Genomic DNA, 21,268 nt, shown 5'->3' on the forward strand with positions numbered 1-21,268 from the left:
TGGCGCGCCCCCCTGACATCACCCCGCGGCGGGTGCGGGCGCGGTGGCGGTCAGGAGCCAGCCGGTGCCGCGGAGCCGAAGGGCGTCACCGGTCTCATACGGGCGGAGCCACTGGGTGAGGCGGCTGCGGGCGCGGTCCCTGGTGCCGGGGTCGGCCTGTCCCATGAGGTGTCGCACCGGGCCCGAGTCCAACAGGAAGGCGGTCGCGTCCTGCGCGTCACGGCCCCAGGTTCCGTGGGCCTCGACATGCTCGGCGCGCACGTCCCGGAAGCCGGCCCGGGCGAGCAGGTCGGTCGCGGTGCCCGGGTCGGCCAGGGAGAACATGCCCGGCTCGCCGGGCGCGCCGAAGCCCCGCAGCGGCAGGATGTCGCCGAGCGCGGCGAGGGCCTCCAGCCACTGGTTGCCCTCAGGCTCGGCGGCACTGAGGAAGGCGATGCGGCCGCCGGGCCGCAAGGCGGTCGCGATGTTGGTGAAGGCGGCGACCGGGTCGGCGAAGAACATGATGCCGAAGCGGCTGATCGCGATGTCGAAGCCGGCCGGGGGCAAGGGGTGGACCTGGGCGTCGCCGTGCGTGAAGGAGACGTTGGGGATGTTCTCCCGCGCGGCGCGGGCCCGAGCGCGCTCCAGCATGGGCGCGGAGAGGTCCAGACCCAGGGCCTGGCCCTGCCCGGCCGCACGGGCGGCCAGCCGGGTCGTCGCCCCGGCGCCGCAGCCGATGTCGAGGACGCGTTCGCCGGCCTGGATGGCGGCGGCGTCGAGCAGGGGCTGGTTGAATCCGGCGTTCACGGCGTCCCAGCGGTCCTGGTGGGCGGCCCAGTGGGCCCCTTCGTAGCCGTTCCATGCCTGCGCCTGGGTGGTGTTGGCGAAATCGCGCATGCGGAAGACCTCCTGCGGAGTAGGCGACGCCCTAGAATGGGCGGGTGCCCAAATAGTATGGGCGTATGCCCATACTGGCAACGCCCATAGTTCTGGAGGGATCTGATGTCACCGCGTGGAGTAGCCATTCCCGATCTGCGTGAGCGCCTGTTCGACGCCGCGGAGCGCGTCGTGGCCAGGGACGGCGCCGCCGCCCTGACCAGCAGGGCGGTCACCGACGAGGCGGGCTGCGCCAAGGGGGTGCTGCACACGCACTTCGCGGGGCTGGACATGTTCGTCGCCGAACTCGTCCTGGACCGCTTCGCCCGCACGGCAGCGCTGGCGCAAGCACTGCCGGGGCAGGCCGGCACGGGAGTGGTGGCCGAGAACCTCGCGACGGTGGCGTCGGCGGTGCTGACCCTGGACCCGGGCGTCGTGGGGTTGGCGGTGACCCGGCCGGGGGCCGCACAGCGGGTCCGCGAGGCCTGGCAGGCGGGCGCTCCGGGCTTCGGCCTGATCCAGGAGGCGATCCAGGGCTACCTGACCGCAGAGCAGCGGCTGGGGCGGGTGAGGCCGGGAGTGGACGCCGACTGCGTGGCGCTGGCCCTGGTGGGAACCCTGCACCATCTGCTGATGACCGGCTGGGCGGGCCTGCCGGACCCGGGGGCCCAGGTCGAGCGGCTCATCCACGCGCTCGTCGACGCACCCTGAGCGGACGCCAGACCCGAACCGCACACGCGAGGCCGCCCGCTCGGGCGGCACACGCAAGGCAGCCCCGCTCGGGTGGCACGCGCAAGGCCGCCCCGCTCGGGCGCACGCGGCGGCGACAGGTCGTTCACCGGCGAGAGCGCCAGAAGGGGGACGGAAACGTCAGCCGGACGGCGCCGTGGTCGCCGGAGCCCGGACCTCCAGGACGGTCGCCGTACCGGACACGGTTCGGTCCTCGTGCAGGGTGATCCGCCGCCCGACCTCGACATGGCTCCAATGGGCGGGGCCGTAAGCGCCGAAAGGATCCCCCTGGCCTGGGGCATGAAGATCAGTTAGCCTATTGCGAGACGGAACGGTTCGTCGCGTTGTCTCGGGGCGATGTGCGGGCGAGGTCCGCCGCACACCCGCGGCTCTCGACTCATACGCCATGTGTCGAAGGAGCGGGATTCCATGACCAGTGGCAAGTGTTGGTTCATCACCGGCGGCTCCCGTGGCCTGGGCCGCGCCTTCGCCGAGGCCGCGCTGGCCGCCGGGGAGCGTGTCGTCGTCGCGGCCCGCGATGTCGAGCCACTGGCCGAGTTGGCGGCCGCGCACCCGGACACGCTGGTACGGCTCACCCTGGACGTCTCCGATCGCCAAGCCGTGTTCGAGACGGTGGAACGGGCGGTGGCGGCCTTCGGTCGTCTCGATGTCGTCGTCAACAACGCCGGCGGCCTGTTGTACGGCATGGTGGAGGAGGCCACGGAGGAGCAGATCCGGAGCCACCTCGACGTCAACTTCTTCGGGGCCGTGTGGGTGGCTCAGGCCGTGGTCCCCCATCTGCGCGCCCAGGGCTCGGGACACATCCTCCAGGTCACCTCGATGGGCACCGGCGGCGGCATGGCCTCCGTCGGCTTCTACGGGGCGGGCAAGGCGGCACTCGACTCCGTCAGCGAGGCCCTCGCCATGGAGGTCGAGCAGTTCGGGATCAAGGTCACCATCGTGCAGATGGGCGGCTACTCCACCGGACTGTTCACCGCCGGCACCACGATGACCTCGTCCGACCCGATGTACGCGGCGCTACGCGCCCAGTTGGCGGAGATGTGGGGAGACGACGCCGGCCCCGACCCGAGCACCGCCGCCGAGGTCGTCATGGAGCTGGCCGCGCTGCCGGACCCGCCGCGCCGCCTGATCGTCGGCAGCCGATCGTTCGACCTCGTCCAGGAGATGGACCGGGCCCGCGTCGAGCAGTACCGGGCCTGGGAAACCCTCAGCCGCATGGTGCCGGGCTGACATCCCGTCGGAGCCTGCCGTCCAGCTCGAGCGGGCACCCCGCGGGGCGGGGGAACCGACTGGGCGCGCCCGCGCGCCTGGTCCGTGACTCCGTATCGGTCTCCGACGCCGGGAATAGCGGGCGCCCGCTCGGACTTGGCTTCAGACATGACCGCGACCCCTTTCAACCCGCGCGCGCTGCTCGCGGGGAGCCGACTCGGCGTCCTGGCGACCATCAAGTCCGACGGCCGCCCCCAGCTCTCCCCCGTCATGCCCTTCTACGACCAGGAAGCCGACGTCATCCACGTTTCGATGACCGAAGGGCGAGCCAAGACGGTGAACCTACGTCGGGACCCGCGAGCCACGCTGGAAGTCACCAGCCCCGACGGATGGGCCTGGGCCACCGCCGAAGGCATGGCGACGCTCACCGGGCCGGGAACCGACCCGAACGGCCCCGAGGTCGAGGCGTTGGTGCGCTACTACCGCCTCGCCGCCGGGGAGCACCCGGACTGGGAGGAGTACCGTTCGGTGATGGTCGCGGACCGCAGGGTGCTCATGACGATGACGGTGGACCACGTGTACGGCGCCAAGCTCCGCTGACAACGCGTCGGATATCCCTGCGGAGCCCTTGCTTCTCGTGCCCGCGCGCTCGCGGGCACGAGGCGTTCACGGTGGCGCCTCGACCTCCAACCAGCGGTGGCGACGCGCCCCGCGGTACTCCAGGGTCTGCCAGCCGAGGTCCCGCAGCGCGCGGGCGCATCGCTGGAGCTGCTCGTGCTGCTCGTAGACGGCCCCGCTGCCGGGTGGGCCGAGCCACTCCACGCGGACGGCCCCTTCGTCGCGGCTCACGCGGTAGCCGGTGGCCGTGCGCCGGCCGTCGGCCGCCACGACCGAGGCGGGGATCCGGGCCGCCTCCAGGGCCAGGGCGATGGCGCGCACAGGCCGCAGCCGCTCCCACTCGGCGGGCACCGACACCGACCTGCCGGCCTGCGGGTTCATCAGTGCTCGAATCTGCCGCAGCCCGGCCAGGGCCTGGTGTACGGCGGCCGCGCGAGCATCGGGGCTCTGGTCGGACGGGCTCTCGTCTCCGGTGGCCGCGTGGAAGCCCGGCAGGGTGTGGGTCATACGTCCTCCCGGGGGACGTGAGCCTGGGACTGGACAGGGCGGTCGGGTCTGCCGAGCCCCATGATGCCCTCCGGGTCTGACACCCGAGCCGAGCCGAATGGCGAGAGCGGGACCGCCCCATCCGAGCTGGGGCGATCCGTTGGGGCGATCCGCTCGGCGGCCGTTCGGGGGGCTCCACCCCTCGCTGCCCTCGTCGCCCCCGTTCGTCACGGCCGCCTGCCGTCGATCGTCGCGGCCCCGCCGTAGTTCGTCGGGCGCCCGCCGGCGTCGCGCGTGATCCTGCCGTCGATCGCCGTGGCCCCACCCCGGGCGCCACGCGTGGCCCCGTCGCCACGAGAAGCCGATTCACACCTTTCCTCATATGATCCGAAACCTATGGATAGATCCCCATGTCGAGCGGGGTCACGTCCCGTGCCGTCCCGCCGCTCCAGATCGAAGCAATCCGTGACGTCGGCTCTGTGAGGGAGATTCTTTTCGATGGCCACCAAGAAGCGGAGCGCTACGTCTCCCCCCGGACCGGACAAGCTGATCGAGTCGCTCAGGCGGTTCATCCGGACCCAGGGGCCCGGCTACCTCCAGGACCCGAACGTGTCATCGATCGGCATCGGCTACAAGGAGAAGAGAGGGCGGCGGAAGAAGGAGATCTCGCTCCAGTTCACGGTCGACCGAAAGGTGGCACCGGAGGGCATGCGGGCGCTGGGGACCACCCCACTCCCGGACTCGATCACCGTGGACGGCGTCGCGGTGCCGACCGATGTCATCGAACGCCGTTACGAGACCCACTTCGACGTGGTTCCGGAGCCGGAGATCCCGGACCGCAAGAAGCGTCTGGACCCGATCATGCCCGGCGCGAGCGTCGCGCACGTCAAGTCCTCGGCGGGGACCATCGGCGCCATCGTCTTCGACAAGAACGACGGAACGCCCTACATCCTGAGCAACTGGCACGTCCTGCACGGCCGGCGCGGCACGCTGGGCGACGACGTCGCCCAACCGGGCCCGCATGACGACAACCGGGTGACCCGCAACCGTGTCGGCACCGTGAAGCGGTCGCATCTGGGGATGGCGGGGGACTGTGCGGTGGCGACGATCGAGAACCGGGGCTTCGACCCCGAGATCCATGAACTCGGCGTCGTTCCCAAGGAGCTGGGCGAACCGGCGCTCGACGACAAGGTCGTCAAGAGCGGTCGCACCACCGGTGTCACCCACGGCATCGTGCGGCGTATCGAGACCCTCATCATGCTCGACTACGGGCCGGGGGTCGGCACGCAGACCATCGGCGGCTTCGAGGTCGGCGTGGACCCCGACAACCCGCCCGGGGACGGAGAGGTCAGCCTGGGCGGCGACTCGGGCTCGGTGTGGATGTTCAAGACGCGCGGCGGGAAGCCCAGCAACGTCATGGCGGGCCTCCACTTCGGCGGCGAGAGCGCCAACAGTCCCGACGAGCACGCGCTGGCCTGCATCCCCCGCTCGGTCTTCGAGAAGCTGGAGATCAGCCTGGCGCCCCCGGCGCTCGAAGCGGCCGAGGTCATCACCGGCTATGACCCGGACTTCCTGGTGAAGCGGATCGATCCCCCCAAGCTCAACGCGGCCATCGTGAACGACGCGGTCAAGGTCAACGGCTCCGAGATCATCCCGTATGTGCACTTCTCCCTGGCGCACAGCACCTCACGGCGCTTCGCGTTCTGGGTGGGCTGGAACATCGACGGTGGTTCGCTGAAGCGACTGAGCCGCAACGGCATCAAGTTCGTCAAGGACCAGCGTCTGCCGGCCGAAGTCCAGGTGGGCAACGAGGTGTACGGGGCCAGACGGCTCGACCGCGGACACATCGCACGCCGTGCCGACCTGTTGTGGGGCAGTCCGGCCGAAGCCAAGGTGGCCAACACCGATTCGTTCTTCTTCACCAACATCACCCCGCAGATGGAGGACTTCAACCAGAGCAACAAGGGCGGGCTGTGGGGGAAGCTGGAGGACGCCATCTTCGAGGACGTCGAGGTCGACGACCTGAAGGTCAGCGCGTTCGGCGGGCCCGTCTTCCAGGACGACGACCGCCTCTTCCGTGGGGTGCGGATCCCCCGGGAGTTCTGGAAGGTCATCGCGTTCTCCGAGCAGGGTGTGCTCAAGGCCAAGGCGTTCCTGCTCACACAGAACCTCAACCAGCTCGAAGCCCTGGAGCTGGACGAGTTCCTCGTCTTCCAGGTCAACCTGGGCGAGGTGGAGGCGCGCGGCCGGCTCCGCTTCCCCACCGTGCTGCACCAGGCGGACACCCTCGTGGTGCCCGAAGCGCTCGAGGACAGGGAGCCCCTCCGAAGTCTCGCCGACATCCAGTGGCACTGAAGAATCGATCCCGCACCCCGGGCGGCCGCGCCGGAACCGCGGTGGGACCTCGGAACTCACGGCGCGCCCGGGGAGCCGGCGGATGCCGGTTCCCCATGGGACCCGAGTGGCGACCCCGTGCGCGGCCGGGCGGGGTCTGCCCATCGCCTTGACTTCAACTTAACTTCATCTTTTACGGTGCTCACACCAGCGACCAACCACGCGAAGCGGGGAGCGGCACCATGACCACCCACCAGATGTCCGACACCGAGCTCGCCGGCCAGCCGGCCGCCTACTGGACCGGACTGGCCTACGAGGCCCTCATCGCGTTCACCCGGGCCCGACAGGCGGAACTCGGCTTCACCCAGCCCCAGTACTGGCTGCTGCGCAACCTGTCGCGAAACGACCTCTCCCCCGACGGCCACGGCATGACCCTCCCCGAACTCCAGCAGGCCATGAGCTCGTACCTCAGGCCCGAAGACGACCTGAAGTCCGAGGCGGACGTCCTCCTGGAGCGCGGCTGGCTCACCCGCGACGACGCGGGACGACTGTGGATCACCGAGCCGGGCGAGTCGGCCCGAGCCGACCTCAAGCGACACACCCCCGCCATCCGCGACCGCATCCACCAGGGCATCGACGACGCCGACTACGTCACCACCCTGCGGGTACTCCAGCGGATGATCCACAACACCGGCGACACCCCGGCCTGACCGGACCCGGACCGGCCAGGGGCGCGTCGCCACCGGGGAACGCGTGAGGCCCTCCCCGAACCACGGGGAGGGCCTCACGTCCTGGAGCGCCGAGCAGGCCTTGCACCTACATCTCTCGTTTGGAGACGAGCATCTTTCCTTAGACGACCGACGCATCGAACCCCGCCCCTCGGGGCGGCGTCGCAAGATCTACTGTACTACAGATCCGCTCCGCCGATCATCGGCTGATCGCCGGCCCGGGGCCTCTCGGACGCCGACCCGGGCGGCATCCGGCGTCATGCGCGGGTGCGAGGTGAGCCGGGGCCCGCTTATCGTCGGACTGGCGGACCGTGCAGATCCGCGCGTCATCGCTGAAGATCGCTCAGAACCGGATGAGTCAGTGCCTGCCGGCCTGCGCCCCGGCCCTCGCGCCGCGACGAAGGGTTTGATCATGCCTGCTTCCACCGCTCCTCCCGGCGGGGCGTCGCGCGCCGTGCGGATCTCCGCGCCGGGCGGCACACCGCTGCTGGTCGAGGTCGCCCGGCAGGAGCCGGGCCCGGGGTCCGTGCGGATCGCCGTGGAGGCGTGCGGGGTGTGCCACTCCGACCTGCTGATCAGCGCGGGGTTCCTGCCGGGGACGACGTACCCGGTCACGCCGGGCCACGAGATCGCCGGCCGGATCGACGCCCTGGGCGAGGGCGTCGAGGGCTGGCGGATCGGCGATCGGGTCGCGGTGGGCTGGTACGGCGGGAGTTGTGGGCGCTGTGACGCCTGTCGTGAGGGCGACGCCGTGCTGTGCCCCCAGGTGTCGATCCCGGGTGTGGCCTACCCGGGCGGCTACGCCGACTCGGTCGTGGTGCCCGCCATGGCCCTGGCGGCGATCCCCGACGAGCTGACCGCGGCCGAGGCCGCGCCGCTGGCCTGCGCGGGCGTCACCGTCTTCAACGCGCTGCGTCGCTCGGCCGCGCGTCCGGGTGACACGGTCGCCATCCTCGGCCTGGGCGGACTGGGCCATCTGGGCGTCCAGTTCGCCCATGCGATGGGCTTCCACACCGTCGCCGTCGCCCGTGGCCGGGAGAAGGAGGCGCTGGCGCACAGGCTCGGCGCCGCCCGGTACATCGACAGCACCGCCGGTGGCGTCGCCGAGGCCCTGCGGGCGCTGGGCGGGGCGAAGGTGGTCCTGGCGACCGTCACGGACGCCGCCGCGATGGGCGCCACCATCGACGGGCTCGGCCGCCGCGGTGAGCTCATCGTCGTCGGCGTCGCGCCCGAGCACCTCAAGGTCACCGCCTTCCAGTTGCTGACCGGGGACCGGAAGATCTACGGCCACTCGTCCGGTGCCGCCGTCGACACCCAGGACACCCTGCGCTTCGCCGCCCAGAGCGGGGTGCGCGCCTGGATCGAGGAGATGCCACTGGAGGAGACCGCCGCCGCGGTGGCCAGGATGACCAGCGGCCGGGCCCGCTTCCGCATGGTCCTCACCACCGGCCGTTGACCTCGGTCGTACGCCCCTCCGGCGGCGCGGTTCCGCGGCCGCGGTGGGGCCGGCGACACGGCGCCGGCCCCACTCAGGTCACCGCTCGCGGCGGTCGGGCCGTGCGGTCCTGAAGCGGGCCAGGTTCCCCTCGGTGGCCCATCGGTGGAAGCCCGCCTTCTCCAACACGCGGACCGATGCCGGGTTCGACAGCTCCACGCTGGCGACCACGGTGTGGACGTCCGACGCCGTGAGGGCGAAGTCCGCCAGAGCCCGGGTGGCCTCCGAGGCGTAGCCCCGGCCGCGGCGGGAGGCCCCGATGCCGTATCCGATCTCGACGGCTCCCTCGCTCGGCGGCCAGAACAGGCCGATCGAGCCGACCACCAGGCCGCTGTCACGCTCGATGATCAGTCGGTGGCCGTGTTCGCCCAGCCAGGCGGGGTGTTGCTCGAAGAGTCCCGCGATCACTCGGTCGCCTTCGGCGGGGAAGTCGTCCGCCCAGTGGGCCGACCCGGTGCCGTCGAGGACCGCGGCGATCTCGCCCGCGCTCCAGGGTCGGAGCACGAGGCGGTCGGTGGTCAGCGGACCGTGCGGTGTCGAAGCCGCGGACGCGGAAGACGCGGACGACGGAGATGCGGAAGACGGGCTCGACTCCGCGCCGGACGCCCCGCGCCCGCCCGGGCCGGGCCACGCCTACCGCGTGGTGTACGCCGCCCACGGTCCGAGGGCGAAACCATCGCCGTGCTTGCGCACTTCCAGCGCGCCCGCGCCGCCGAAGTGAGCGGGGACGACCAGTTCCCGCTCGGCCGCCGCCCGTTCGAGGATCCGGCGGCGGCTGGCTACCGCCTGCCGCGCGTCGAGGCAGAAACAACTGTTGCAGGAGGGGCGCAGGATCTGCACCGGGCTGTGCAGCAGATCGCCGACGAAGACCGCCCGATCAGTCCCGGACTCGAGCCGCAGGACACCGGATCCGGGGGTGTGACCGGGAGCGGACTCCAGGACGAGGTTCTCGTCGACGCGGTGGGCGCCGTCCCACAGCACCACCTGTCCGGAACGGTGCACCGGCGCGACGCTGTCCTCGTAGATCAGCCGGTCGTCCTCCCGCAGTCCGTCGCCATACGCGTTGTCCGGGCCGAAGTGGAAGTCGTCGGCGGCCGGGATGAGGTACTGGGCGTTGGGAAACGTCGGCACCCACTCGCCGTCGGCGTCGACGGTGTTCCAGCCGACGTGGTCCCCGTGGAGATGGGTGTTGACGACGACGTCGACGTCCTCCGGTCGTACGCCGGCCCGCGCCAGCCGGGCGAGGAAGTCGCCCTGCCGGTGATGGAAATGGGGCGAGTCGGGCCGCTCACGGCCGTTGCCCACGCCGGTGTCGACGAGGACGGTCCGTCCACCGCTGCGCAGCACCCAGGTCTGCAGCGCGGCCACCGCCGCGTCGCTGTCCGGATCCCAGTGCTCCGGCGCCAGCCAGTCCCTGTTGTCCTTCCACACTTCGGCCCCGGACTCCGGAACGATGTCGAGGGCCGGTGCGAACGGCCCTCCCCACTCGACGACTCGGGTGATCTCGACATCCCCCAGCACGATGCTCTGCACGCCTTCATTGATCATGCACTCGACCTTAGGGAAGGCCGGATGAGCCGCTCAATGCGTGATCCGGTCCGCTGAATACGCGTCCGTCTCATGGCCGATCCGATCGGGGATACCCTGGCCCGATGGATGTGGTGAGCGACGCGATCGCGGCCGTGCGCGTCGGACGACCGTCCTCGCACCGGGTGCGGGTGAGCGGAAGCTGGTGCACCCGGCTGGCCCCGTACGAGGGCGCGGGCTTCCATGTCGTGCTGGAGGGGAGCTGCTGGCTGCTCCCCGACGGCGGCGCCCCGGTCTCACTCGGCACCGGGGACGCGGTACTGCTGCCGCACGGCACCGGGCATGTGCTCGCCGACTCGCCGGCGGACGCCGCGACCGTGGAGCGGGCGGTGCCGTTCGAGCGCTGGGAGGGCGAGAGGTGGTCGCGCGAGCCCGGAGCCGTGCGCGGGGCGGTGGCGATGCTGTGCGGCAAGTACCGGTTGGATCGCAGTCGCGTCCACCCGCTCATGTCGGAGCTCCCGACGGTCGTCCACCTGCCGAACCGCATCGGCAGCCACCCCGAACTCCGCGCCGCCATCGACCTGCTGGGCCGTGAGCTGGACGAACGACGGCCCGGGTCGTGCGTCGTGGTCCCCAGCCTGCTCGACCTCTTCTTCGTCTACATGATCCGTGCCTGGATGCTCGAGGACGCCACCGGGTCCTGGCCGGCCGTCCTGGGCGATCCGGTGACGACCGCCGCGCTGCGGGCGATCCACTCGGAGCCGGCCGCGGCATGGACCAACGACCGTCTGGCCGCCGAGGCGGGCGTCTCGCGCCCCACTCTGGCCCGCCGGTTCACCACCCTGGTGGGCCGCCCTCCGATGGCGTACCTCGCCTGGTGGCGCCTCACCCTCGCCGCCGCCCAGCTCCGCGACACCACGGACCCGCTGGCGGCCATCGCGCGCCGGGTCGGCTACGGCACCCCGTACGCCTTCTCGCACGCCTTCAAGAGGGAGTTCGGGTCCGCCCCCGGGCAGTACCGGGCGGCGGCTTCCGGACGGCGGCCGGCGATCTGACGGCCACTCCTGTGGTCGCTCCCCACATGCGCCGTGGCGAGCGAGGTCCCGGCGGGCGGGCTTCCGCCGGGCGCGGTTCCAGCGAGTCGGCTGCCGCCGGGCGCACGCGGGGTCAGCCGCGCTGCCGTGGTCGAGCGGTAGCCGGCCATCGCGCCGGACACCGACTGTCGGGCCCCGTCGGGGCGACCGCGGATCCGGTCGCCCCGACGATGGGTGCGCGGGCCCGCCGGGCGTGCCCTCGCCGGATTCATGCGCCGGCCAGCAGCTCCTCCAGCGCCAGCGCCGTATCCGGATGGCGGCCCACCAGAGCCGCGCCCGACGGGCCGGGGTCCGGCGTCTCCCATGTCCCCTCGCAGCCCAGCAGATCCGCCACCGCGTCGCAGGTCGCGGGGTGGGCGGCGAGCAGGGCGACACCGCGGCGGCCGCCGTTCGGGTGCCGTGCCGGAACCACGGCGTCCGGCTGCGGCTGCGTGCGCCACGGGGGCACCCACTCGTCCAGGGCCGCGAGCCGGCCGGGGAAGACGCGCCCGGCCTCGCGGATGAGCAGCGGGGCCAGGTCGGCGCCGCCCGAGCGGAGGGTGGTGATCAGGGTGGGCAGCCACGGCAGGAGCACCGGGTCCGGCAGCCGTCCGAAGGCGTTCGACACCGCTTCCACGACGAAGTCGGTGAGGCTCGGGACGGGCTCCAGAGCGTGCAGGAAGCCGCTGAGGTAGCGCGGATAGGCGGGCACCACCAGGGGGTTTCCGAGCAGGTCGTCACACCTGGCTCGGAGGTCCGCCCGGGAGAGGTTCCCGAGGTGCACCTGGGCCGCCCACAGCAGCGCCGTCTTCGACGGGTCCTCCGGGTGCGACTGGGCGACGGCCAGCTCCAGCTGGGTCCGGTCGCAGCCCAGCGACAGCGCCAGGCCCTCCATGCTGAACAGGAAGCCCAGCATGGCTGCCACCTGCCGGACGGTGGCGTCGTCGTCGGTGAAGGCCGTCGGCAGCAGGGTGCAGTAGTGCGCGTACCCCGTCTTGACGAAGGACTCGATCCAGGCCGGCAGCACCGGCTCGCTGGTGCGGTAGTACGCCAGCAGCCTTCGCACCCGACGCAGCACCTCCGGCGCTCCGTCGACGGTGCGTTCGGCCGACAGCACCTCCAGGGCGTGCGTGCCCAGCTCGTCGGCGAGCCGGCGGCTACGCAGGTACAGCGTCGCGTCCTCCACGGCCTGGAGGACGGTCGCGGCGGTGGCCTGCGGGCCGTACGCCGTGCGGCGCAGCCGCTGTTCCAGGACCTGCTCGATGCTGACGCCCTCGTACCCGAGCTCGATCAGCGCACGCTGGTGGGTGCCCAGCGCCAGGTCCCAGGACTCCTGGATGGGGCGCTCCCCGAGGGACCGCTCGCCCATGATCGGCCGCGCGGCGCCCCGCGGCATCAGGTAGCGCAGCATCCACAGCACGTCGGAGCAGCGCTCCAGCTCGGGCTGGGAGGCGATGTCCAGCAGCGCCCGCCGCACGCCCCGCTGCTGGAGCTTCAGGTTGAGCGGAGCGAGCCGGTCGTGCACGTCCCGGGCCAGGGGCGGCAGGGCGTCGTAGCCGACCTGACCGATCCGGTCGCCGCCCATCATGATCTCCACCAGGCGGCGCACATCGCGCCGACCGGGGACGGTGTCCTTCTCGATGCAGGTGACGGCCGCGTCCTGGAAGTCGTACGGCGTGGGCTTGGCCCGATCCCGGACCCCCGCCAGCAGGATCGACGTCTCGAACACCGCGATGGCGTCGGCGGTGGAGGCGAGGTAGCCGTTGCGTCGCGCGGCGCGCACGATCTCCACCGACCAGCCGAGCAGTTCCGCCTCGTCCAGCCGGTCGAGGACGGGCGGCTGTTGGAGGAAGCCGGTCAGCTTGTCGGCGGGTGGCACCGCGGGCGCGGGGGCCGCCGCCGTCGCGGCCTTCTTGGGCTTGGTCTTCCTCGTGCCCGCCTGCCCCACCAGGCGGTACGGCTCGACGCACGTGCGCTTCAGGTTCTTCGCCCAGACCGTCGCGGCGATCGACACCGAGCCGGCGGCGAGGCCGAACTGCGCCTCGATGGCCGCGTGGCTGGACGGGATCAGACCGTGCTGCCAGGTGGTGGGGGTGCGCGGGCTGATCCGATAGGTGTCGGTGCCGTGGACGCCGAACTCGGCGACGCGGCTGGCCGCGTGGAAGGCCCCGCACACGTAGAGGCAGTCGGCGGGGTCGGCGCCGGTCGCGGCCAGGTGCTCGCGCATCCTGGTCCACATGAATCGCTCGCGGTCCTCGTCCACCCGCACCCGGTGCGGGTCGCCGGGCGCGAGGCGCCGGAAGAGGCTGCCGATCAGCAGCATGACCTGGCGGTAGGTGTCGTGGTCGCTGTCGCCGAGCGGCAGCTCGACGTACTGGTGCCACCACTCCGACCAGTGCCGCACCTTGCCGTGACGCAGCAGGTGCTCCTCCAGGTCGGCGAAGCGCGGCCGCAGGTCCCCGATCTCCACGCCGACCGCGTCGCCGTGCAGCGCGGTCTCCTCGGCGGGCGGCGCGGCGGTGTCCGGACCGGCCGTCGGCTCGGTGGTCTCCCGACCGCGCGCGTCCCACTGGAAGACGTGGTCCGAGGAGCGGTCGACGAGGACCAGTTCGACGCCCGGCGTGTCCAGGGCGTAGGCGATCGCCTGGTATTCGGCGGAGGCCTCGGTGATCGGGGCGACCACCGACAGCGGGGACCACTCGGCCGGGAAGCCGTCGACCTCGCTGGCGAACGCCTGCACCGCCACCGGGAGCCTGCAGTTGCGCAGCTCGGTGAGGAGCGGCGCCATGTCCTCGCACAGCTCCAGGTACACCACCTTGGGCTGCTTCTCCCTCAGGCGGCGGGCCATCGCGACCGCCGAGGCGGGCGAGTGGTGGCAGACGGGGAAGATCTCCAGGGGCTCGCGGACCGCGCGGTCGACGTCGTCGACGATGCCCAGGAGGATGCCCTCGAGGGCGTCGGGCCCGTCGGCGAAGGTCGCGGCGGCCTCCTGCAACTGCGCGCGCAGTCCGGCGAAGGTCCCCTCGTGGGTGCCGCTCATGACAGGGTGGCGATCGCGTCGCGGCCGCCCTCCAGGAACTCCGGCCAGGAGCCGCCCTCCTCCTTGCTGCGCGGCTCGACGACGCCGTGCAGGTACTTGTTGAGGATGGCCAGGTCCTCCGGCTCGCGCCGGGCCAGTGACCCGACGAGCGAGGAGGCCAGCGTGTGGGCGGTCAGAGTGCGCTCGCCGAAGAAGTTGCTGTGCAGGATGGCGTCCTCCAGCACGCCGATCTGCTCGGCGGTGGACAGCGCGGACTCCAGCTTCTCGTCGTCGCTGCCGGCCGCGGTCGCCGAGGCGCGCAGGTCGGCGAAGCTCTGGAGCAGCACGTCGAGCAGGGTCGGCGGCACGTCCAGCTCGATCTGGTGGCGGCGCAGCAGTTCCTCGGTGCGGAAGCGGACGATCTCCGCCTCGCTCTTCTTGTTCGTCACCACGGGGATGCGGACGAAGTTGAAGCGGCGCTTGAGCGCCGAGGACAGGTCGTTGACGCCCCGGTCGCGGCTGTTGGCGGTGGCGATGATCGAGAATCCGGGCTGGGCGAAGACGATGTTGTCGCTGTCCAGCTCGGGCACGGAGATGTACTTCTCGGAGAGAATCGAGATCAGCGCGTCCTGGACGTCGCTGGTCGAGCGGGTGAGCTCCTCGAAGCGGCCGATCGCGCCGGTCTCCATCGCGGTCATGATCGGCGAGGGGATCATCGACTCCCGCGACTGCCCCTTGGCGATGACCATGGACACGTTCCAGGAGTACTTGATGTGGTCCTCGGTGGTGCCCGCCGTGCCCTGCACGACCATCGTGGAGTTGCGGCAGATCGCGGCGGACAGCAGCTCGGCCAGCCAGCTCTTGCCGGTGCCGGGGTCGCCGATGAGCAGCAGGCCGCGGTCGGAGGCGAGCGTGACGATGGAGCGCTCGACGAAACTGCGGTCGCCGAACCACTTCTGCGAGATCTCCCGGTCGAGACCGTCGGAGCGCTCGGAGCCCAGGATGAACAGGCGGACCATCTTCGGGGACAGGCGCCAGGAGAAGGGCTTGGGGTTGTCGTCGATGGACTCCAGCCAGTCCAGCTCCTCGGCGTACTTGATCTCGGCGGGGGCGCGCAACAGGTCGGACATGTCAGGGCCTTTCTGGAACAGGTCTTTCAACAGGACTTAGGCGAGGAACGTCTTGAGTTCGTGGACGAGCTTGCGGATGTGGCCGGAGAGCACCGGCGTGCCGAGGTCCTTGAACCGCTCCCGGAACCACGGGTTGACGCTGCCGCGGCCGGAGCTGGTCACCGAGCCGACGGGGATGAACCTCGCTCCCGAGCGGTGAATGGCGGCCATGCTCTCGAACAGCGGCTCCGTCTGCCATTCGTAGAAGTCGGAGATCCACACCACGACGGTGTTGCGGGGCTCGGCGATCTTCGGCTGGGCGAGCGCCATGGCGACGGTGCCGTCGGTGCCACCCCCGAGGTTGGTGCGCAGCAGGGTCTCGAAGGGGTCGTGGACCCACGGGGTGAGGTCGAGCGCCTGTGTGTCGTACGCGATCAGGTGGACGTCCACCTTGGGCAGCCCGGCGAAGATCGACGCCAGGATGGTGCAGTTCACCATGGAGTCGACCATCGAGCCGGACTGGTCCACGACGACGATCAGCCGCTGGGGCGTGGTCTTGCGGACGGTGTGCCGGTAGTAGAGGCGGTCGACGTACAGCCGCTCCTCCTCCGGGCTCCAGTTGGTGAGGTTCTTCCAGATCGTGCGGTCGATGTCGAGGTTGCGGAACACCCGCTTGGGTGGGATGGAGCGGTCCAGGGCGCCTACCGTGGCCTTCTCCACCTGGGTGCGCAGCACTTCGGCGACCTCGTCGACGAAGCGGCGGATCAGGGCCTTGGCGTTGGCCAGGGCCACACCCGAGAGGTTGTTCTTGTCCCGCAGCAGCTGCTCGATCAGCGACATGCTCGGGGTCAGCCGCGCGGCGAGCTGGGGGTCGGCCAGCACCTCGCGCAGATGCATCCGCTTGACGAGGTCGGCCTCGAGGGCGCCGAGCTCCGGGCCGATCGCCGGGATCAGCCGGCTGAGGTCCGGTGTCGTGCCGCCACCGCCGGTGCCGGTCGGGCTGACGCCCGCTCCGGCCCCTCCCCCGGCGCGGCCGCCGCGCAGCTCGCCGGGCTTGCAGCCGAGCGCGCGCTCCAGCCAGCCGGCGTCGGACTGCCAGCGCGCCAGCTGTCCGGCGGTGACCGTGCCGGAGCCGGAGGCGAACACGTTGAGCAGCACCTTGGACACCAGCGCCGCGCGCCGTACCTCGGCGGCCCGGTCGCGGGCGCCGTCCTCGTCGGCCTCGGGCGCCATCAGGCCGTCGAACTCGGCGGCCAGCTCGGGGTGTCGCTGCACGATCGAGTCGACCGAGGCCTGCGGGTCCAGCAGCGCGGACGGCAGACCGATGTCCTCGACGACGGCGAGGCTCGCCGATTCCAGTGTGGCCTGCTCCTCGGGGTCGAAGAGGCGGGCGAGGAGTCTCCAGTACAGGGCCTGACGGCGGTTGTCGTGCGGGTCCACCTCGGGGTTGGCTGTCGTCGGCGCGGTCGCCGGTCCGGTGGTCTGCCCGGTGGTCCGTCCGATCGCCTGCCCGGCCGTCGGTTCGGCCGTCGGTTCGGTGCTGTGTTCCGTCGGTCGGGCCGTCGGCCCGGACGTCGAGTCGGTGGTGTGCTCGGTCATTTCCGCAGCAGCCTTCCGGCTCGCTCCCGCAGCACGGCCACGGCGTCGGTGGCGGCCTTCTCGGCCTTGACGCCCGCCTTGTCGGTGGTGCCGCCGGCCCACCCCCCGGCGTGGAGCGCGACGGTCTTCTTCCGCACGGTCGCCTCCACGGCCAGGGGCTGGACACGGAACGCCCCGGCGTCCCAGCGGAGCAGCCCGACGCACGCACCGGACGCCGCGACGGCCTCGGGGGTGAGCGGAGCGGCGGGGGGCATGCGGTCGGTGTCGACGACGAGCGGGTGTCCGGCGACGGTGAACGTCAGCGCGTCGTCGTCCTTCTGGGCGGTGTAGCCCTCCAGGAAGACGGGCACGGCGACGCGCGCCGGGTGCCGGTCGAGCGGCGCCGTCACCGCGTCGGTGGCGGTCGGCAGGGCGACCCGCGCGGTGGTGAAGGCGTCGGCGGGCTCACCCTGCCGAGCGTGCTCGTCGCTCCACAGCAGGTCGCCCTCGGCGGTGACCGGCATGTCGGCGAGGTCCATGGAGCGGCCTTCACCGACGGCCGCCAAGAGCGACATGTGCGGGCGGAGCAGCTGCCACAGCCCGGCTCCGACGACCGTGTCGGGCTTCGGCGCCGACACGCTGGCCCGCACCAGGCGCGGCGCGGCCCCGTCGGCGGGCTCGAACACCGCGTGGACCTGGGCCTGGACGGCGGTCGCGTGTTCCTGTACGTCGACGCCGAGGGGCAGCAGGCGGCCGGTGGCCGTACCGGTCGGGGGCGCGGCGGCCGCACCGGGCAGCGTCAGCAGCATCGCGCGCGACCACAGGTCGGCCCAGCGGCGGGCCGGCACACGCTCCAGGGTGACGCCCGGGCAGGACGCGGCGAGCTCGGCGGCGAAGCCGTCGAGGAGCGTCGCCAGACGTCGCAGGGCCGGGTCCGGAAGCATCGCGGAGACGACCTGCGCGGAGCCGGCGACCAGCTCGTGGTCGATGCCCTGCCACCCGGCGCGGGCCAGGTCGGAGAGCCAGGAGCGGGCCGCGGCCAGCACGTTCACCGCCGGCTCGCCACCGGCCGGTACGGCGGTCTCCTCGCCGCGCGTCCGACCTGTCGCCTCCGCGACCCGGGCCGTCAGCGCGTCGTGGACCGAGCCGAGCAGCGCGGTGCGGGCGGCGGCGAGCGCGACGAAGTGGTCCTCGCTCGCGGCTCCGGCCGCCGCCTTCTCGGCCGCCTCGGCGACCCTGGCGGCCAGCGGACTCCCCGCGACGGCGTGGGCGAGCTCGGTCAGGCCGGCCGCCTGGGCGGGCTGCGGGCGGAGCAGGCCGGCGACGAGAGCCTGGTCGAAGGCGTCGACGGCGGCCAGGGCCTCGTCGAGTCCGTCGACGGCTTCGGCGAACAGGTCGGCGCGCATCAGGCCACCGCCCTCGTCGGCGGGAACCACTGCATCTCCGGCAGCGGTGCGGTGGTCGGCGCCAGCTCCAGATAGGCCAGGTGGCGCAGGAACCGGCTGAAGACGGGCGCGGCGGCCTTGGTGTCTCCCTGGGGCGGACGCGTGCCGCTCATGGCGACGGCGATGGTCTGCGCGGTCGGCTCCCCGTCCGCGGGCTCGACCCGCAGATAGCGGGCGACCCGCTCCGCGCCGTACTGCAGCACCGCCTCGTTGATCAGGGCCCGGATGTGGTTGCAGAACGAGCCGCGCGCCCCGCCGCAGGGCCGGTTGTTGTTGGTGCTGCAGGCGAACGCGTACGTGCCGGCCGCCACCGAGGACACATAGACCCGCTCGATGTCCGAGCCGCTGGACACCACGCCCTGCAGGCGTCCGTCGGCCAACTCGACGAACGGGACCTTGGCGAGCTTCCGCGGCCGCGCGGGCGGTATCACGCGCGCCGTGCTCGACCTCTCCCAATATGACAACGCACCATCTCCAATGCACCAAGGGGAAGTCCACGCCAGATCGGCGGAACACGACTGAAGATAGAGGCGACCACTGACAACGCCGCCCGCCCACGCACAGCCGCACACCGGAGCCTGTCGAGCCTCCCCGACATGGGCCCGATGGAGGGGCGTCGGCCGTCGGGCGTGGGAGCGCGGTGGCCGTCGGTCGGTGGGGACGCGGTGCCGCGTCTCCACCAACCGACCAGCGGGACAGGGGTGGCTAGCGGTCCTGGGAGAGTGCCAGGAGTTCGGCGAAGGTTCCGCCGGCGTGGACGAGGTCGTCGTAGCGGCCCTGTTCGGTGATCCGGCCGTGTTCCATCACCACGATGTGGTCGGCGACCTTGGTGTTCTCGAGGCGGTGGGTGACCACGATGGTGATGCGGTCGGCCGCGATGGCCTTGATCCGCTCGAAGATGCCGTGCTCGCCCCGCGGGTCCATCTGGGATGTGGGCTCGTCGAGGATGAGCAGGGACGGCCGGCGGTACAGGGCCCGGGAGCAGGCCAGCCGCTGCCACTGCCCGCCGGAGAGTTCCGCGCCGCCGAAGATCTCCCGGGCGAGGAGGGTGTCGAGACCGGCGGGCAGGTCCTCGACGGCCTCGCGCATGCCGACGGCGTCGACCGCGTCCCACACGGGTCCGTCGTCGACGCCGCGGGGCTGGCCGAGGGTGACGTTCTCGCGGACCCGGAGCGGCCACTGGGCGAAGATCTGCGGGACCAGTCCGGTGCGGCTCCAGACGGTGGCCGGATCGGCGTCCGCGAGGTCCGTGTCGTTCCAGGTGACCCGGCCCTTGTCGGCGAGGTAGATGCCGGTGATGAGGCGGGTGAGGGTCGACTTTCCGGAGCCGTTCACACCGACGATCGCGAGGATCTCCCCGCGGCGCAGGGTCAACGAGACGCCGTCGACGGCCGGCCGGTCCTTGCCCGGGTACCGGTACCCGACCTCGTCCAGCCGGATCTCCTCCACCGGTGCGGCCACGGAGAGCGCGCCCCGCTCGGGGGCCCGTCGCGCGGCGTCGTCGAGGAACGCCCGCATGTCGGTCAGGTACAGACTGGTGTGGAAGAGCGCGGCGCCGTTGACGACGACCTGGGACAGGGCGGCGAGCGTCGTCTGGACGGCGACGACCGCCGTCGCCGCGAGGGCGAGCGCGATCCGACCCGTCATCGTGAGCCAGGCGAGCGCGGCCCACGTGGCGACGAGGAAGACTCCACTGACGAGGGACGAGACGAGGGCGATCCGCAGGGCGCGCGGGGCGGCGCCCAGGGTGCGCCGGTCGCAGCGGTCCGACAACGACCTGTACCAGAACAGCAGGTAGTCGGTCATGCCGTTGGCGCGGACCTCGTCGCCGTACTTGGGCGTCGTCGACCACCATCGCATCATCCCCCTGACGTTGCGGTCGGCGACGTTCGCGTAGTGGACCTCGTAGTCCACGCGGGCGGTGAGCACCGCGCCGACCCCGGCCGGGAGCACGGCGAGGAGCAGCAGCGGCAACAGCAGCGGGTTGAGCACCGAGAGGGCGCCGGAGGCCGTGACCATCCTGATGGAGGCCGACATGAAGCGCTGGGCGTCGGTGACCATCACATGGGTACGGACCACTCCCATCTCGGCGGCCTCCTGGCGGTCGGCGAAGCCGTCGACGGCGTACGCCGCGGCCTCGACCCGGCAGACCGCTTCCACCAGGGCGGTGTCCGTCTCGGTGGTCAGACGGGGCGTGATCCGTCGCTCGGCGTACATGGCCAGAGCCGCGACGGACCGGATGAGGCCGGCGGCGACGCCGACGACCAGGAGGGCGGGCAGCGCCTGATGCAGCCGATCGGCGGCCGTCCCGCCGCCGAAGACCGGGCGCATGGCACGGGCGGTCGCCGCCAGCAGGACGGCGGCCGCTACGCCGGTGACCAACTGGCATGCCAGGAGCAGCAGTACGGCCCGACGGTCGATGCGCCAGGCCATGCCGGCGATGCGACGCAGGACGCCCGGGAGTCGGGCGCACAGGGTTCGAAAGGAGGTCCCGCCGAGCGGGTTCACGGCGTACCCGCCGTGGTAGGTGAGCTCGGCCGGAAGCGGCGGGGGCGGGGCGCTGTCGGCCTGCTGTTCCTGTGTGTTCACGGAGGTCAACTGGTCTCCTTTGGCACGGAGTTGGGCGCGTCGGGGGCGGCATCCGGGTCAACGACGCGACCCTCGGTATCGAACACACGTGTTTGAGACGGGCCGGAATCCTCGTGACAGAGCGACGGGCGCGGGGTGCAGGGGCCACGGACCCTTGTGCGGCACGGCCCCGTCCGAGCGCGCTGATGGCCGAAACGCCGATGCCCACGGCCGCGGGACCGGGGGCGCGTAGGCGCGCGGTGGGCCCCGACGGGTGCGCGGCCGCGAGCCTCGGCGCGGGGGGCGGCGGATGCGGGGCGCGGATGCGGGGAGGGGCGGATGCGGGGAGGGGCAGCGGAGGCGGGGCGCCGGCGGATACGCGGGGCGGGCTGGCGGAGGCGCGGGGAGCGCTCGTGCGCCGCGCGGCCGGCGAATCCGCGAGGGTGCGCCTCGACACGAGGCGGGCGATGCGCG

17 protein-coding genes are annotated in these 21,268 nt (G+C 72.1%); 7 read left to right on the forward strand and 10 right to left on the reverse strand.

Features of this window, described 5'->3' with window-relative positions; all coding sequences use genetic code 11:
* Window positions 1–18: 18 nt before the first annotated feature.
* A complete protein-coding gene (locus LRS74_RS01805; RefSeq protein ID WP_277739282.1) occupies window positions 19–876 on the reverse strand; it encodes a class I SAM-dependent methyltransferase in 858 nt (285 codons plus the stop codon).
* A gap of 105 nt (window positions 877–981) precedes the next feature.
* Here LRS74_RS01805 and LRS74_RS01810 point away from each other — a divergent pair, with 105 nt between their 5' ends.
* The 3 genes from LRS74_RS01810 (at window position 982) to LRS74_RS01820 (ending at window position 3,414) form a co-directional block, all read left to right on the forward strand.
* Window positions 982–1,566, forward strand: coding sequence for a TetR/AcrR family transcriptional regulator (locus LRS74_RS01810; protein WP_277739283.1), 585 nt, complete (start codon window positions 982–984; stop codon window positions 1,564–1,566).
* A gap of 447 nt (window positions 1,567–2,013) precedes the next feature.
* Entirely contained in the window at window positions 2,014–2,835 is an 822-nt protein-coding gene (locus LRS74_RS01815) for an SDR family NAD(P)-dependent oxidoreductase (RefSeq protein ID WP_277739284.1), read from the forward strand.
* Between the two features lie 147 nt (window positions 2,836–2,982).
* A complete protein-coding gene (locus LRS74_RS01820; RefSeq protein ID WP_277739285.1) occupies window positions 2,983–3,414 on the forward strand; it encodes a PPOX class F420-dependent oxidoreductase in 432 nt (143 codons plus the stop codon).
* 66 nt (window positions 3,415–3,480) lie between these two features.
* Here LRS74_RS01820 and LRS74_RS01825 read toward each other — a convergent pair whose 3' ends face one another.
* Window positions 3,481–3,939, reverse strand: coding sequence for a hypothetical protein (locus tag LRS74_RS01825; protein ID WP_277739286.1), 459 nt, complete (start codon window positions 3,937–3,939; stop codon window positions 3,481–3,483).
* Between the two features lie 477 nt (window positions 3,940–4,416).
* On the opposite strand from LRS74_RS01825, the gene LRS74_RS01830 reads away from it, so the two are divergent.
* From LRS74_RS01830 to LRS74_RS01840, 3 genes are all read left to right on the forward strand, one after another.
* Window positions 4,417–6,273: a DNA/RNA non-specific endonuclease gene (locus tag LRS74_RS01830; RefSeq protein ID WP_277739287.1), complete on the forward strand. Its 1,857-nt coding sequence runs from the start codon at window positions 4,417–4,419 to the stop codon at window positions 6,271–6,273.
* A 221-nt stretch (window positions 6,274–6,494) separates the two neighbouring features.
* Window positions 6,495–6,962 carry a MarR family winged helix-turn-helix transcriptional regulator gene (locus LRS74_RS01835; RefSeq protein WP_277739288.1) on the forward strand — a complete coding sequence of 156 codons (468 nt, stop codon included), beginning with the start codon at window positions 6,495–6,497 and terminating at the stop codon, window positions 6,960–6,962.
* A gap of 430 nt (window positions 6,963–7,392) precedes the next feature.
* Window positions 7,393–8,436 carry an alcohol dehydrogenase catalytic domain-containing protein gene (locus LRS74_RS01840; protein WP_277739289.1) on the forward strand — a complete coding sequence of 348 codons (1,044 nt, stop codon included), beginning with the start codon at window positions 7,393–7,395 and terminating at the stop codon, window positions 8,434–8,436.
* A gap of 78 nt (window positions 8,437–8,514) precedes the next feature.
* Here the strand turns inward: LRS74_RS01840 and LRS74_RS01845 are convergent, their stop codons facing one another.
* Window positions 8,515–8,979 carry a GNAT family N-acetyltransferase gene (locus tag LRS74_RS01845; RefSeq protein ID WP_277739290.1) on the reverse strand — a complete coding sequence of 155 codons (465 nt, stop codon included), beginning with the start codon at window positions 8,977–8,979 and terminating at the stop codon, window positions 8,515–8,517.
* Between the two features lie 129 nt (window positions 8,980–9,108).
* A complete protein-coding gene (locus LRS74_RS01850; RefSeq protein ID WP_277739291.1) occupies window positions 9,109–10,023 on the reverse strand; it encodes an MBL fold metallo-hydrolase in 915 nt (304 codons plus the stop codon).
* A 104-nt stretch (window positions 10,024–10,127) separates the two neighbouring features.
* Between LRS74_RS01850 and LRS74_RS01855 the strand changes: the two genes are divergently transcribed.
* Window positions 10,128–11,057, forward strand: a complete 930-nt coding sequence (locus LRS74_RS01855) for an AraC family transcriptional regulator (RefSeq protein ID WP_277739292.1) — start codon at window positions 10,128–10,130, stop codon at window positions 11,055–11,057.
* Window positions 11,058–11,304: 247 nt separating this feature from the next.
* On the opposite strand, the gene LRS74_RS01860 is transcribed toward LRS74_RS01855, so the two are convergent.
* From LRS74_RS01860 to LRS74_RS01885, 6 genes are all read right to left on the reverse strand, one after another.
* A complete protein-coding gene (locus tag LRS74_RS01860; RefSeq protein WP_277739293.1) occupies window positions 11,305–14,115 on the reverse strand; it encodes a DUF5682 family protein in 2,811 nt (936 codons plus the stop codon).
* Window positions 14,112–15,224: an AAA family ATPase gene (locus LRS74_RS01865; RefSeq protein WP_277739294.1), complete on the reverse strand. Its 1,113-nt coding sequence runs from the start codon at window positions 15,222–15,224 to the stop codon at window positions 14,112–14,114. The genes LRS74_RS01860 and LRS74_RS01865 overlap by 4 nt, the downstream gene beginning before the upstream one ends.
* A gap of 36 nt (window positions 15,225–15,260) precedes the next feature.
* Window positions 15,261–16,802, reverse strand: a complete 1,542-nt coding sequence (locus LRS74_RS01870) for a VWA domain-containing protein (protein WP_277739295.1) — start codon at window positions 16,800–16,802, stop codon at window positions 15,261–15,263.
* Window positions 16,799–18,217, reverse strand: coding sequence for a hypothetical protein (locus LRS74_RS01875; protein ID WP_277739296.1), 1,419 nt, complete (start codon window positions 18,215–18,217; stop codon window positions 16,799–16,801). Before LRS74_RS01875 ends, LRS74_RS01870 begins: the two co-directional genes overlap by 4 nt.
* Window positions 18,187–18,657, reverse strand: a complete 471-nt coding sequence (locus tag LRS74_RS01880; RefSeq protein ID WP_277739297.1) for a hypothetical protein — start codon at window positions 18,655–18,657, stop codon at window positions 18,187–18,189. Before LRS74_RS01880 ends, LRS74_RS01875 begins: the two co-directional genes overlap by 31 nt.
* Window positions 18,658–18,931: 274 nt before the next feature.
* Window positions 18,932–20,824: an ATP-binding cassette domain-containing protein gene (locus tag LRS74_RS01885; protein WP_277739298.1), complete on the reverse strand. Its 1,893-nt coding sequence runs from the start codon at window positions 20,822–20,824 to the stop codon at window positions 18,932–18,934.
* Window positions 20,825–21,268 lie beyond the last annotated feature (444 nt).

The sequence above is a fragment of the Streptomyces sp. LX-29 genome (assembly GCF_029541745.1).
Taxonomy (GTDB): Bacteria; Actinomycetota; Actinomycetes; order Streptomycetales; family Streptomycetaceae; genus Streptomyces.

What these genes read in the sequence shown, in the direction of transcription:
- LRS74_RS01805 (WP_277739282.1), bottom strand. Translation starts at nt 876, where the DNA reads ATGCGCGATTTCGCCAACACCACCCAGGCGCAGGCATGGAACGGCTAC.
- LRS74_RS01810 (WP_277739283.1), top strand. Translation starts at nt 982, where the DNA reads ATGTCACCGCGTGGAGTAGCCATTCCCGATCTGCGTGAGCGCCTGTTC.
- LRS74_RS01815 (WP_277739284.1), top strand. Translation starts at nt 2,014, where the DNA reads ATGACCAGTGGCAAGTGTTGGTTCATCACCGGCGGCTCCCGTGGCCTG.
- LRS74_RS01820 (WP_277739285.1), top strand. Translation starts at nt 2,983, where the DNA reads ATGACCGCGACCCCTTTCAACCCGCGCGCGCTGCTCGCGGGGAGCCGA.
- LRS74_RS01825 (WP_277739286.1), bottom strand. Translation starts at nt 3,939, where the DNA reads ATGACCCACACCCTGCCGGGCTTCCACGCGGCCACCGGAGACGAGAGC.
- LRS74_RS01830 (WP_277739287.1), top strand. Translation starts at nt 4,417, where the DNA reads ATGGCCACCAAGAAGCGGAGCGCTACGTCTCCCCCCGGACCGGACAAG.
- LRS74_RS01835 (WP_277739288.1), top strand. Translation starts at nt 6,495, where the DNA reads ATGACCACCCACCAGATGTCCGACACCGAGCTCGCCGGCCAGCCGGCC.
- LRS74_RS01840 (WP_277739289.1), top strand. Translation starts at nt 7,393, where the DNA reads ATGCCTGCTTCCACCGCTCCTCCCGGCGGGGCGTCGCGCGCCGTGCGG.
- LRS74_RS01850 (WP_277739291.1), bottom strand. Translation starts at nt 10,023, where the DNA reads ATGATCAATGAAGGCGTGCAGAGCATCGTGCTGGGGGATGTCGAGATC.
- LRS74_RS01855 (WP_277739292.1), top strand. Translation starts at nt 10,128, where the DNA reads ATGGATGTGGTGAGCGACGCGATCGCGGCCGTGCGCGTCGGACGACCG.
- LRS74_RS01860 (WP_277739293.1), bottom strand. Translation starts at nt 14,115, where the DNA reads ATGAGCGGCACCCACGAGGGGACCTTCGCCGGACTGCGCGCGCAGTTG.
- LRS74_RS01865 (WP_277739294.1), bottom strand. Translation starts at nt 15,224, where the DNA reads ATGTCCGACCTGTTGCGCGCCCCCGCCGAGATCAAGTACGCCGAGGAG.
- LRS74_RS01870 (WP_277739295.1), bottom strand. Translation starts at nt 16,802, where the DNA reads ATGACCGAGCACACCACCGACTCGACGTCCGGGCCGACGGCCCGACCG.